We start from the raw sequence: 12,498 nt of genomic DNA on the forward strand, positions 1-12,498 counted from the left end.
ATAAACAAATCGAGGTGACATCATGATGCTAAATGCAACTGAGTTTCTAACGCCGAACGCCATTAATGTGGATACGGTTAACGAGACGATTGCGAAAGTCACGCTCGAACCGTTAGAACGCGGCTTTGGTCATACTTTAGGGAATGCCCTGCGTCGCATCTTGTTATCTTCATTACCTGGTGCTGCAGTCATTGAAGCTGAGATTGATGGTGTTGACCATGAATACTCAACTTTAGAGGGTCTGCAGGAAGACGTGCTTGACTTGCTTTTGAATTTAAAAGGCTTGGCATTGACGCTTCATGACCAAAATGAAGTATTCTTGACCTTGGATAAACAAGGTCCAGGCACCATTACTGCTGCAGATATTGACTTGCCGCACAATGTAGACATTATTAATCCAGATTTAGTATTGGGTACATTGAGTGAGCGCGGTCATCTTAAGATGCGTCTGCGCGTAGTGATGGGTCGTGGATATGAGCCAGCAAATCAGCGCCGTGAAGATGGTGATACTAAAGCAATTGGCCGCTTGAAGCTTGATGCAAGCTTTAGCCCTGTGCTACGTGTTGCTTATCAAGTAGAGAACGCTCGTGTTGAACAGCGTACCGATCTTGATCGTCTTATCATTGAGCTTGAAACCAATGGCACTATTGATCCAGAAGAAGCAATTCGTAAAGCGGCCACTATTTTACAACAACAGATTTCTATCTTTGTTGATTTAGAAGCTGAAGAAGCGCCTGAGCCTGTGAAAGAAAAAGAAGAGGTTGACCCGGTGCTATTACGCCCTGTGGACGATCTTGAACTAACGGTTCGCTCAGCCAACTGCTTAAAAGCTGAAAACATTTACTATATCGGTGATTTGGTACAGCGTTCAGAGACTGAACTTCTAAAAACCCCAAATCTTGGTAAGAAGTCATTAACCGAAATCAAAGACGTTCTTGCGTCTAAAGATTTAGAGCTTGGTATGCGCCTAGATAACTGGCCACCAGCTGACCTGCGGGTTGATGATCGCTTCTCTTATCGCAGCCGTTAAACATTAAGGATATTTGACTATGCGCCATCGTAAGAGTGGAGTCAAGCTGGGTCGTACCGGCAGTCATCGTAAAGCAATGTTCCAGAACATGACTAACTCATTATTTGAGCATGAACTGATCAAAACAACTTTACCTAAAGCTAAAGAATTGCGCCGCGTTGCCGAGCCATTAATCACTTTAGCAAAAGAAGATAGCGTTGCTAATCGCCGCTTGGCATTTAGCCGTATGCGTAGCAAAGCTATGGTAGGTAAACTATTTAGCACGCTAGGTCCTCGTTACCAAGCGCGCCCAGGTGGTTATTTACGTATTGTTAAATGCGGTCACCGTGATGGTGATAATGCCCCTATGGCTTATGTAGAATTAGTTGATCGTGACTAATCTATAGGCAATCTGAATTTTATAAAAAAAGCGCCAATTGATTGGCGCTTTTTTGTGCTTAATCATTTGAGCTTATATGGTTCAAAGGAGTAAGTCACTCACGTCAGCTGCGCCTTGTCTGATGACCTCAGGTTGACTACTTGTCATGTCAACAATAGTGGTCAACTTAGTGGTTTTAATACCGGCATTAATCAAACCATCAACTTGATTGTCTAATAGCTCTTCGATATCGAAAGGGTCATCTAAGATGTCGTCACGATCAGGTAAAATAAGTGAGCTAGTCAAGATAGGCTCATCCATCGCTTCCAGTAATGCTTGTGCGATAGGGTTGCTTGGTACGCGAATACCAATGGTTTTTTTCTTCGCGTGTGCTAGTTTCTTAGGAACATCTTTGGTGGCGTTTAAAATAAAAGTTATCGGAGCAGGGGTGTGTGCCTTGAGCTGTTTGAATTGGATATTATCAACTGTGGCGTAAGTGGCAATCTCGCTTAGGTCACGGCATAATAAAGTGAATTGATGCTTATCATCAAGCGCGCGTATGTGTTTTAACTTTTCTAAAGCATCTTTAGCACCTAAACGACAGCCAAACGCATAGCTTGTGTCGGTTGGATAGATGATCAGCTTATCATCACGCAGCATAGCAGCGGCTTGTTCTATAAGCCGAGGTTGCGGATTGTCAGGATGAATATACAGCGTTTGCATAGTAGCTCCTAGTTTATAGTTGTTTTTTATTATCATTTTCACTTATTTAGAATAAATGAATATTTAATATTCAGTATAAAATCAAAAGGGTTTTAGATAGTAGTTGCGAGACGTTACAAATGATGGGAAATCGTTAAACGGTTATTCTTATTAATAAGTTAAGGGACTATTTTTAACAAATAAGCTCAAAAGTGTCTGTAATAAAGTCTGAGCATCCCTAGGTAAGCTTTGCGGCTGAATAATATAGCTTTGAGCTTGCTGATAAACATCACTAGCAAAAGTGCTGTGACTGGTATCAAACTCAGCGAATAGATTGTCCTGAGAGACTTGAAAAGGCCGCTGACAGGCTAAGGTGAATAGGCACTCCAAAGCTTGCGGTTTGATCTCTAAGCGCTCAAATACGCGCTGCTGAGCTTCACTGCGTCCGTCTGCAGCGTACCAGTAACCGAAGTCGCTAAGCTGCCGACGAGCTTTGCCCGCGATACACCAATGGCTTAGCTCATGCAAAGCACTATTAAAAAAACCATGTGCGAACTCAATACGAGCCAGATTACCGTTATGGGCTGGGAAATATTCAGGCTCATGGCCTCCAAGCACCAGTTGTACTTGCTGATCGATAAATATCTGATTAAATAGCGTTATCAAAGCTTTAGTGGCTTTATAATCGTCTGCTAGTTGCTTTAGATCATTAGCGTCAAAGCCATCAAGATTAATCTCAAAACTATTATTACATAAGCCAGACTTATGACTGTTGTCCACAGCTAATTTATTGAGCGCCGCTAATAGCGTATTAGCGTCATCGTTAGTCAACAAAGTAGAGAAATCAGTATGAGTGTCAGTTGTAGAAATTGGCAATGTCATAGAAAAATAATTATATAGATAAACAAACCGTAAAAATAAGATCTAAAAGGCGAAAAAGTGATGGCTAATAAAACAGTTGATAGCGCTAATAAATCGCAATTTTAATGCTGCAAATACAGTAACATACTTGCGCTAGTGTCCCGCTGCGCTTTCAGTTAGTATGGCAAGCAATATTATACCCCATTTTGATCAGCGAGGCCGCTTATGTCACCTTCTCAAACTAATTCTGTATCAAAGGCTGCTACTAATGATAATCAAGCGTCATCTCTTGCGCGCATACCTGAATACATTTCTCTAACTAAGTGGGAAGATACTGGCTTTGAATGGCAAGGTGAGGTTAATCCTAAGTCCTTTGAGCGCTTAGCAGCTTCATTGACGGATGAGCATCAACAAGCTAATTTGCCACTGCACACGCATCTGTATCGTCGTAATAATGTTTTGCATTTATCCTTTGAGATAAAAGGCGAGGTGTGGCTGACTTGTCAACGCTGTTTGCAACCTGTGGCTACCGCTCTAACAGATGATTATGATATTGCGCTGTTGGATGATGAGAGTCAGGCAAGCTCAATGGATGAAGAGCAAGACTATTTGCTCCTTGAGGAAATAGTTGATAACCAGACCCCTGAGCGGCTATTACCGCTTAAGAAGCTTATTGAAGATGAGCTGCTGCTAAAGATGCCTTTAGCACCAAAACATGACGATTGTGAAATGAGTGTTGAGCAGTTTGGAGAGATTCCAGAAGAGGAAGAAGGCGAAAACCCTTTTGCTGCTTTATCGGCGCTAAAAGGCAAGCTATAATCTTTGAATAGCCTTTTTTATACTTAGTCATAGAAGAGTTTGTCACAGGGCTTTATTAATCTGACAAACCCGCGTATAATGTCCCGTTTATTGCATTCTAGTAAGCCGCTGCTGTTCGCTAACCTTGTCTTAATTAAAGAGTTAGTTAGATTTAATCGGCAGGTTATATGGATAGCAAACTCATTAATTTAGTACTGTGTTAAGTTTTCGTGGTTGATGTTTGATAGATCATAAGCTTAAGTCAGTATCGTTTAAAGCTGAATTTTAAGCTTACCCCTTTTTAAGTATAGGAGCTATATCATGGCTGTTCAAAAAAGTCGTAAAAGCCGTTCTCGTCGTGACATGCGCCGTTCACACCACCGTATGGAAGTGGCTGAGCTGAGCGTAGATGCTACTACTGGTGAGAAACATCGTCGTCATCATATGACTAAAGACGGGTTCTATCGTGGTCGTCAGTTGTTCAAAGTCGCTCAAGACGCTTAATCTATTGTTTAATAAGTAAACGCATTAAAATATAGTAGCTGGCTATAATGACAATAGCTATTATTAATAATGATATTTACTATTGAACGAACAGGTTGTAAAAAAGCCAAGTTATCTTGCTATCATATATTGTATAGCGTGGTGGCTTGGCTTTTCGTTATCTGAAATTCGACAGACTATTTGATTACAATCTAATTTAAGCCTATCTTAAAAGATTATCTTAAATCGAGATGACTCATGATAGTCGTAATAGTCTGAGTACAGTTGTTAACTATGATAATGAAGCAGAGCAGTGTATAGTTTGTTAACGTTTATGATATTCATAAGAGAGCTAATCATAAATAAGCTACTAAGACAGACGATGAGCTGCTAAAAACCAGTTATGATAACTAGAATTTTTATTATAATTGCTTATTGTTAAAAGCGCTTTTAATCACTAAGGAATATTGGCTATGGCATTAACGCCTGATACGATAACAACAAAGCCCCGTATTGCAATTGTCTTTCCTGGGCAAGGTGCGCAAGCAGTCGGTATGACCGCAGAGCTCAGCGAAATCTATCCACAGATTCGTGGTACTTTCGCTGAGGCCAGCACCGCGCTGGGAGAGGACCTATGGGCGATTTGTCAAGATGAGGAAAAGCTAAACCAGACGCAGTATACTCAGCCCGCTCTATTAGCAGCGAGTATTGCCATCTGGCGTATCTTACAAGAAAAGCTGACTGAGGCTAATGTCACTCCTCACTATTTGGCCGGACATTCTCTTGGGGAATACAGTGCACTGTGTGCTTCTGGAGTGCTTAGTTTCGCTGATGCAATACAGCTGGTACATAAACGTGGTCAGTTAATGCAAGAAGCGGTCGCAGGTATCGATACCGCTATGGCTGCGGTATTGGGTCTTGAAGATAGCCGAGTTGAAACCTTATGTGAGCAAGCAACTGAGCATGTAGATGACGCTATCGTCAACGCTGCAAATTTCAATAGTCCAGGACAAGTGGTGATTTCAGGCAATGCGTTAGGGGTTGCTGCAGTTATCGACAAAGTACAAAATACAGGTAAAAAGGCTATTCCTTTAAAGGTAAGCGTGCCTTCGCATTGCGCATTAATGGAGCCTGCCAGTCAAGCGTTAGCCGAAGCTTTAGCAGCTATTAGTTTTGATCAAGCGACGATTCCGGTGATTCAAAATCGCCATGCACGGGTTGAAACCAGTTCATCCGGCATTAAGCAAGCTTTGACTGAGCAGCTCAGTGAAGCAGTGTTATGGTCAAAGACTATGCAAGAGCTCGCGGATAAACAAATCAATATTCTAATTGAATGTGGCAGCGGTAACGTACTGAGTAATTTGGCCAAGCGTCAAGCGCAGCCGATTACGAGCTATCCAACGGATAAGCCTGCCCGCCTTGATAAATTAATGGAGGTATTATCATGAGTCGCACGATTACTTTAGTTTCTGGTGCTAGCCGAGGGATAGGCAAGGCGGTTGCCAAGCGCTTCGCTAAAGAAGGCCACTTTGTCATTGGCACGGCAACGACTGAGAAGGGCGCGGCCCTTATTGATGATTATCTACATGATTCGGGCGGCATCGGCCGGGTGTTAGATGTTCGTGATTCTGCGCAAATTGATAAGTTATTTGAAGAGATTGAGAGTGTTTACGGCGCAGTACAAGTGCTCGTCAATAATGCCGGTATTACCAAAGACGGCCTGCTTATGCGTATGAAAGATGAAGATTGGGAGAGTGTCATCGACACGAACCTGACTTCGGTATACCGGATGAGCAAACGTGCGGTTCGCGGTATGATGAAAGCGCGCCGTGGCCGTATTATCAATATCAGCTCAGTAGTCGCCAAGATGGGTAATGCTGGACAGTCTAACTATGCCGCGACTAAAGCGGGCCTTGAGGGCTTTAGTCGAACGCTTGCGCGCGAGATCGGTTCACGGCAGGTGACTATCAATTGTGTGGCGCCCGGTCTGATCGAAACCGATATGACCGATGAGCTTGACGAGCGTCTGCTCAACTCTATGCTAGACGCCGTACCTATCGGGCGTTTGGGTCAGCCAGAAGACATCGCTGCTGCTGTGCTATTTTTAGCGGGCGATGAAGCCAGCTATATCACAGGAGCGGTCATCCCAGTCAATGGTGGCATGTACATGTAATGAGCTGTAAAAAGCGCTAAAAACTAAATATTAGAAAATTACATTAGCACTATAAAAAATTGTGTGAACGAGTGTAAACTCTAATAAATGCTGTTATAATAACGGACACTTTTAGGCCAAACCCCTGTATTATAGCAATTGGTTATTCGGGCCAAAACTGATATTGAACTATCTGTAACCAGTTATCAGTATTTCAGTTTAAGCGAATCCTTAACACTTTAGATGATTGCTATAATTCTCAAATTGATAGACACCAAGGAGTACTTTACATGAGCAATAATGATATTGAGCTAAGAATAAAATCTGCCGTAGCAGAACAGTTAGGTATGAACGTTGAAGATATCAAAAACGAAGCTTCTTTCATGGAAGACTTAGGTGCTGATTCTTTAGATTTGGTTGAACTAGTCATGTCATTCGAAAGTGATTTTGGTATCACTATCCCTGACGAAGATTCAGCAGAATTGACCACAGTACAAAAAGCCATTGATTACGTACAAGCCCAGCTGTAATAAGGTATTAATCCAACCTATTATCAGCTGATTGCTGCGCCGTTTATCTTGATAGATAAACGGTTTTTTTTGGCTTGTCTGTTCCAACGAATCCCAACGGCAAATTAACCAAGTTTTATAATATGACATAAATTTTCATAAGATTAACATTACTCAACATACCGCTACTATGCAAAGCTTTTGCCTTTGTTATACTCATAAAGTAAATAACGAATAACAATACATGAAGGAGTAATTAGATGGGAATGTTCAGTTTTGCAAAAGACATTGGTGATAAAATTTTCAATCGTGATGATGATAAGCACGATGCAAAAAAAGAAACACAAGCAGATGCTAATACCCCAGTAAAAGACAGCGAACCATCGGCACAATCGGTTGCTAATATTCTACTGCGCCGTATTCAGCAGCAGAATCTGCAAATCAGCAATCTCAAAGTCAAATATAACGGTTCTACCGATACCGCTGAAATCAGTGGTAATGCTAAAACCCAAGCGGATCGCGAAAAAGCGATTATTGCTATCGGTAACGTACAAAACGTAGCTAAAGTTATCGACAATATCGATATTGAGGAAGATGCGCCAGAATCGACGATGTATACGGTAAAATCTGGTGACAGTCTCTCGAAGATCGCACAAGATGTTTATGGCTCATCTAGCGATTATATGAAAATATTTGAAGCCAATAAGCCAATGCTATCAGATCCAGATAAGATTTATCCAGGTCAAGTATTGCGTATTCCTAAGCCATAATGTTGTTATCTCATCTTTAACCCATCAACGGGTTAAAACGTGATAATTTGATAAACGCCTTTTATTTAATAGAAGGCGTTTTTTATTGCGCTTATTTTGAAGTAGAGGTATTACGAACGACTAGTTGACTAATTTGCTAGCTTGCTCTTCTATAGCCCAGCGAATGTGCTCGTCCAAAATGTCGTTGTGTAGAGCGAGTTTAGATTTTAACTGCTCGATATTATGCTCACTAGCATTGGCATTGCCTAGACCGATAGCGATATTACGTAGGAAGTTGACATAACCTGTGCGCCTGAGCGGACTGCCTTGCGAATATTGTAGAAAATCCGCCTCGCTCCATTGCCAAAGCTCAAGCAGGCTACTGCTATCGAGTTTATGCCTTGGGACAAAGTCCTCAACCGTCGTGAGCTGAGCATAGCGATTCCAGGGGCAGATCAGCTGACAGTCATCGCAGCCAAACACGCGGTTGCCAATAGCGTGGCGATATTTGACATCGATAATGCCGTCATGCTCAATGGTCAAATAAGAGATACAAGCGGCCGCGTTGAGCTCATGCGGAGCCACGATTGCTTGAGTGGGGCAGATATCGATACAGGCTCGGCAGCTGCCGCAATGCGCTGCAACCGGTTGGTCATCAGGGAGCTCTAGACTGATAAACAGCTCGCCTAATACAAAAAAAGAACCGGCTTGTTTATTGAGTAATAAGGTATGCTTGCCGGTCCAACCCAGCCCAGCAGCGTTGGCGATAGGCCTCTCAAAAATAGGCGCAGAATCACTAAAAGGCCGAAAGACAAAGTCGTTGTTTGCACCAATATCAGCCCCAATCGCTGAATGCTGCCATTCCGGCAGCATCGCTTCTATTCTCAGAGCCAACTGTTTGAGGCGACTACGCATGGTCTTATGGTAGTCGCGCCCGCGAGCATAGCGCGCGATAACACCATAGTTTGGGCGATCATCATCCTCAACGGCGCGCGGTTTAGGCGCTTCAGTCAAATAGTCCATACGCACGCTAATGATCGTCTTAGCGCCTTCTACCAGCTGTTCAGGATGAGCGCGTAGATGATGATTGCCATGCATAAACTGCAACTGTCCTTCATAACCTTTAGCTAGCCAAAGCTGCAACTGTTCAAGCTGCTGCGCAAATAGAGGATGCTGCACGGATATAAATCCGCAATCAGCAAATCCTAAATCTAGCGCTTGCGCTTTAATCCACTGCTTTATCTTTTCAGGCGAAGTAAAGGTGGGTTTGTCAGTGCTAGGAATAAGGTTGGAAGATGATTTCATAGGATAAGATAGATGACTGAATGAACGATAGCTATTATGCCATGACAAGCGGGTCTAACCCAAAAAAGATAGCATAATATATTTAATCCACTTTAAAGGTGATACAGTGCGATTGGGATGAATTTTGCGCAGCCTCTGTCATAACAGCACGCAAGGAGAATTTATACCAACTGCACGATGACATTAGCGTATCATTTTTATTTCAAACTGACTATACCGATAATATCCATACAGAAGTCGCGCTCGACATTTGCTACTCTTATTCTCATCTCTTTATACTCTAATTTATATAAGGATTATTTATGTCTACCATTAGAGAGTCACTTTCGAGTCCCGCAACGATCCCCATCGCTTTGTACAACAGTCAGCAAGTCTATGCTATGGAGCAAGAATGGTTCGCTGAAGGTTATAGCAGTTTTGCTCTGATGCAGCAGGCGGCTTGGCAGATGACGCGGCGTATTATAGACATCGAAGATAGTGCTCAAAGCCAAAAAAACCGTTGGCTTAGTTATGATAATGTCCATCTCGCTACTCAGCAATACAATAGAGGCAAAAGCGCCCTTATTTGGGCGGGGCAGGGTAATAATGGCGGTGATGGTTGGCTGATTGCCTTATATTTGCAGCAAGCAGGCTGGCAAGTCAAAGTGATTACCGTCGGCATAGCAGCTATCGACAAGGGTGATAATGATAACGTGAAGTACAGCGAGCCAGAGACAGAGCAAATCAGTGATGCACTTAAAGCTCAGCGCTTAGCATTGACCGCGGGTTGTTCTTATCTACGTTTTGAAGACAAAGAGGTTGAAGACCAGGAATTTGATGAAGGTAATTTACCCAAAGCTGATATTTATATCGATGCTCTCTTTGGCATCGGTCTGGATCGTGCTCCGACTGGGACTTATCAGCAAGCGATTACTACTTTTAATCAACTGGCTGAGCGTGACCGTGCTTGGGTAGTGGCCGTAGATATTCCTAGTGGTCTTGTGGCCTCAACAGGGCAAGTATTTGATAATTTGGCAATACGTGCTGATATTACTTTGTGCCTTGTGGCACGCAAGCTAGGCTTACATACCAAAGATGGTAAAGACTATGCTGGTGAAGTACTGGATATTCCGCTCATACCTATTCCCTCTACGCCGCCTACGGCTACTTTATTGAAAACGGCTTACGCCTTAGCGCCGCGCCAGCAAAACAGCTATAAAGGTAGTTATGGTCATGTGTTAATAATAGCTGGCAATCGTGTAGATGGCTCGCAAGGTATGGGCGGTGCAGCGATTTTATCAGCATCAAGTGCTATGGCAGCTGGAGCCGGCAAAATAACGGTAGCCTGTCATGATGCATTCCATGAGGCGTTACTGACCTCATTACCAGATGCGATGACTATTGACTTGCACGATGTCGATGGAGTCAAAACCTTAATCAAAGACGCTAGCGTCATTGCTATAGGTATGGGGATTGGCCGCGATGATAAGGCTAAAGACTTATTTATCGCTTATATTACTGCTGCCATTGAAGCAGATAAAGCTATGGTTGTCGATGCAGATGGTCTTTATCATCTAGCATCCTTGCAAAGGGAGGAACACAACTTAGTTAAAGCGTTAAAAGCGCATAGTGCCCAGCATAAAGTCTATCTGACTCCGCATAGTGGCGAAGCGGCGAGGCTGTTAGATAAAAAGATTAGCGAAATAGAAGAAGATCGCTTAACAGCCATCAAACAAGGTGCTGAGAAGTATGGTGGCAATTGGGTGCTAAAAGGAGCAGGGACGCTCATATTAGAGCAGAGTCTAAATAATAAACATAGTAATGCTAAACCGCAGATTTACGTCTGCGCTACTGGCAATGCAGGGATGGCAACGGCGGGCATGGGTGATGTGTTATCAGGAATATGCGCAGGGCTTGCGGCGCAGTTAGATTTAGCTGATGAGGCGCGAAGTCTCAGACAAGCAGTGGTTATTCATGGCTTAGCAGGGGATGCCTTATTGAATCCAGTTATGGGCCATAAAACGACTGATAATAGTTGCTTATCACTGCTGGTAGGACAGCGCGGCATGCAAGCACAAGATATGCCGGCAGCCGTTCGCTATGTGATGGAAGCATTGATAGTGAAGCGCTGATAGTATAGCTATTGCCTAAAACGACTTATAAGCTCGCTCAATTCATTAAGTGAGCTCAGTCCTATTAGCTACAATATTGGCTAATGGCTTGTTGTACTCGCTCACGCTTGAGCTCAATCTCACGGCTGTCTAGATATTCGCGCTTACCACTAGCGTCCATCTCATAAATGCGTCCACCCACATTGAGATTGGTTAAATTATTACGTAGCGATTGGCAGCGCTGAGCATTGGCATTAGCTTCTTGCTCTTTTATACGAGCCTCGAGCTGCTCAACTCGCTGGGCTTCAGCATCTTTAGGGGCAGTATCTGAACTATCGCTCGTTCTGTTAGCCATTTGGCCAGCATCAGTTTGGCGACCATCACTGCGAAACTCAATCATCTCAACGTTGTTGCCATTTTGCGGGGCATGTTGGCTATATTTAACCTCCCCATGAGCTCCAATCGACTTATAAACTTGAATCGCATGACTAGCATTCATAGACAATAATAGAATACTGCAAGTCAGCAAGCCAAAAACAAGCTTAGAAGCGATAGTTGTCAAGGGGGCATAAGCCATTTTCAGAATCCTTTTTGCCAATGAAAAAACGAGGGTTGTTTATCTATCGATATCTATACGCAAGCACTAAAGCTTAGCCATATTATACATAATTAAAAAAACTTAGCTCAATTTTAGTAAAAAACCTTTAAAACAGAAACCAATAATTTTGTTTTAAAGACTATTGTAAAACTTATAGTTGGGCTTAGGCTTCATAAGTTTTTCTTGACAACAATAGCTAAAACGGTGACTATAATAACAGTTGGTCAGTGAGCGGCATTTATAATTTTGCCGTAGCACTTGAAAATAAAGCCTATTAGACTGCTTATCAGTGGCTTGATAGTTTTATTTTCTTTGTGACAATAGCAGAGCAAGGATAGCGGTCATTTATTGGCCTATTGTTGATTGTGCTATTTGTCTCCGGACTTATCGGTCTACAATGACTAAGATAAATTTATTATTTTTATACCTTATATCGACAAGTCGGTTTGTTGCCAAGAATAATGGCGTATGAATGATACAAACTGATTTTTTATGCGGCAAACTTTAAAGTTAGATAGCTTACGCAAAGAAGCTCAGACGCAATCATAATAATGGTTATGAGTGAGTTTGAAGTCTTTTATCTTTAGCGGTTAGGTTACTGATTAGCCTTTACGGTAGTCACGCATTATCGGTATTTGGTTAGTATTTAAATAATAATGAACCTCTTTTATAGATGCACTCGCATCTAGTCATTATATATCGATATACCTCCTCACAAAACTGACCTTAAAATGGCTGTGTTCAAGTAGCAAGCTGCTTTATGTTTTTTATAAAGCCAAGCTGTTTTTGCATAGTGAGTAGATACTCTTCTATGGACAAAGATAAGCACAATTCTGGGTAGTAGATGGAGGCATAATAAGTCC

The 12,498-nt window shown here is 42.5% G+C and carries 13 protein-coding genes; 9 read left to right on the forward strand and 4 right to left on the reverse strand.

Features of this window, described 5'->3' with window-relative positions:
* Positions 1-22: 22 nt before the first annotated feature.
* Both ACS8FD_RS04860 and rplQ read left to right on the forward strand, forming a co-directional pair.
* Complete coding sequence (locus ACS8FD_RS04860) at positions 23-1,030, forward strand: DNA-directed RNA polymerase subunit alpha (protein ID WP_439244099.1); 1,008 nt, start codon at positions 23-25, stop codon at positions 1,028-1,030.
* 19 nt (positions 1,031-1,049) lie between these two features.
* On the forward strand, positions 1,050-1,409 hold the full coding sequence (gene rplQ, locus ACS8FD_RS04865; protein ID WP_439244100.1) for a 50S ribosomal protein L17: 360 nt from the start codon (positions 1,050-1,052) through the stop codon (positions 1,407-1,409).
* Positions 1,410-1,490: 81 nt separating this feature from the next.
* Here rplQ and ACS8FD_RS04870 read toward each other — a convergent pair whose 3' ends face one another.
* Together ACS8FD_RS04870 and ACS8FD_RS04875 are read right to left on the reverse strand one after the other, a co-directional pair.
* Positions 1,491-2,111: an L-threonylcarbamoyladenylate synthase gene (locus ACS8FD_RS04870; RefSeq protein ID WP_439274707.1), complete on the reverse strand. Its 621-nt coding sequence runs from the start codon at positions 2,109-2,111 to the stop codon at positions 1,491-1,493.
* A 150-nt stretch (positions 2,112-2,261) separates the two neighbouring features.
* The gene (locus ACS8FD_RS04875; RefSeq protein ID WP_439274708.1) at positions 2,262-2,972 is read right to left on the reverse strand and encodes an elongation factor P hydroxylase; all 711 of its coding nucleotides are present in this window, start codon (positions 2,970-2,972) and stop codon (positions 2,262-2,264) included.
* Between the two features lie 204 nt (positions 2,973-3,176).
* On the opposite strand from ACS8FD_RS04875, the gene ACS8FD_RS04880 reads away from it, so the two are divergent.
* From ACS8FD_RS04880 to lysM, 6 genes are all read left to right on the forward strand, one after another.
* A complete protein-coding gene (locus tag ACS8FD_RS04880; RefSeq protein ID WP_439274709.1) occupies positions 3,177-3,770 on the forward strand; it encodes a YceD family protein in 594 nt (197 codons plus the stop codon).
* A 300-nt stretch (positions 3,771-4,070) separates the two neighbouring features.
* On the forward strand, positions 4,071-4,253 hold the full coding sequence (gene rpmF, locus ACS8FD_RS04885) for a 50S ribosomal protein L32 (RefSeq protein ID WP_025644354.1): 183 nt from the start codon (positions 4,071-4,073) through the stop codon (positions 4,251-4,253).
* A 452-nt stretch (positions 4,254-4,705) separates the two neighbouring features.
* Positions 4,706-5,680: an ACP S-malonyltransferase gene (gene fabD / locus ACS8FD_RS04890; protein ID WP_439274710.1), complete on the forward strand. Its 975-nt coding sequence runs from the start codon at positions 4,706-4,708 to the stop codon at positions 5,678-5,680.
* Positions 5,671-6,405, forward strand: a complete 735-nt coding sequence (gene fabG, locus ACS8FD_RS04895; protein ID WP_439274739.1) for a 3-oxoacyl-ACP reductase FabG — start codon at positions 5,671-5,673, stop codon at positions 6,403-6,405. Before fabD ends, fabG begins: the two co-directional genes overlap by 10 nt.
* Positions 6,406-6,674: 269 nt before the next feature.
* The gene (gene acpP / locus ACS8FD_RS04900; RefSeq protein WP_025644348.1) at positions 6,675-6,914 is read left to right on the forward strand and encodes an acyl carrier protein; all 240 of its coding nucleotides are present in this window, start codon (positions 6,675-6,677) and stop codon (positions 6,912-6,914) included.
* 239 nt (positions 6,915-7,153) lie between these two features.
* A complete protein-coding gene (gene lysM / locus ACS8FD_RS04905; protein ID WP_439274711.1) occupies positions 7,154-7,663 on the forward strand; it encodes a peptidoglycan-binding protein LysM in 510 nt (169 codons plus the stop codon).
* Between the two features lie 120 nt (positions 7,664-7,783).
* Here lysM and queG read toward each other — a convergent pair whose 3' ends face one another.
* A complete protein-coding gene (gene queG / locus ACS8FD_RS04910) occupies positions 7,784-8,947 on the reverse strand; it encodes a tRNA epoxyqueuosine(34) reductase QueG (protein ID WP_439274712.1) in 1,164 nt (387 codons plus the stop codon).
* Between the two features lie 302 nt (positions 8,948-9,249).
* Between queG and ACS8FD_RS04915 the strand changes: the two genes are divergently transcribed.
* Positions 9,250-11,058, forward strand: coding sequence for an NAD(P)H-hydrate dehydratase (locus ACS8FD_RS04915; protein WP_439274713.1), 1,809 nt, complete (start codon positions 9,250-9,252; stop codon positions 11,056-11,058).
* A 64-nt stretch (positions 11,059-11,122) separates the two neighbouring features.
* Here ACS8FD_RS04915 and ACS8FD_RS04920 read toward each other — a convergent pair whose 3' ends face one another.
* Positions 11,123-11,614, reverse strand: a complete 492-nt coding sequence (locus tag ACS8FD_RS04920) for a DUF4124 domain-containing protein (protein ID WP_439274714.1) — start codon at positions 11,612-11,614, stop codon at positions 11,123-11,125.
* Between the last annotated feature and the right edge of the window lie 884 nt (positions 11,615-12,498).

The sequence above is a fragment of the Psychrobacter sp. 1U2 genome (assembly GCF_051847575.1).

Coding starts and splice junctions, on each gene's coding strand:
- ACS8FD_RS04860 (WP_439244099.1), top strand. CDS start 23: ATGATGCTAAATGCAACTGAGTTTCTAACGCCGAACGCCATTAATGTG.
- rplQ (WP_439244100.1), top strand. CDS start 1,050: ATGCGCCATCGTAAGAGTGGAGTCAAGCTGGGTCGTACCGGCAGTCAT.
- ACS8FD_RS04870 (WP_439274707.1), bottom strand. CDS start 2,111: ATGCAAACGCTGTATATTCATCCTGACAATCCGCAACCTCGGCTTATA.
- ACS8FD_RS04875 (WP_439274708.1), bottom strand. CDS start 2,972: ATGACATTGCCAATTTCTACAACTGACACTCATACTGATTTCTCTACT.
- ACS8FD_RS04880 (WP_439274709.1), top strand. CDS start 3,177: ATGTCACCTTCTCAAACTAATTCTGTATCAAAGGCTGCTACTAATGAT.
- rpmF (WP_025644354.1), top strand. CDS start 4,071: ATGGCTGTTCAAAAAAGTCGTAAAAGCCGTTCTCGTCGTGACATGCGC.
- fabD (WP_439274710.1), top strand. CDS start 4,706: ATGGCATTAACGCCTGATACGATAACAACAAAGCCCCGTATTGCAATT.
- acpP (WP_025644348.1), top strand. CDS start 6,675: ATGAGCAATAATGATATTGAGCTAAGAATAAAATCTGCCGTAGCAGAA.
- lysM (WP_439274711.1), top strand. CDS start 7,154: ATGGGAATGTTCAGTTTTGCAAAAGACATTGGTGATAAAATTTTCAAT.
- queG (WP_439274712.1), bottom strand. CDS start 8,947: ATGAAATCATCTTCCAACCTTATTCCTAGCACTGACAAACCCACCTTT.
- ACS8FD_RS04915 (WP_439274713.1), top strand. CDS start 9,250: ATGTCTACCATTAGAGAGTCACTTTCGAGTCCCGCAACGATCCCCATC.
- ACS8FD_RS04920 (WP_439274714.1), bottom strand. CDS start 11,614: ATGGCTTATGCCCCCTTGACAACTATCGCTTCTAAGCTTGTTTTTGGC.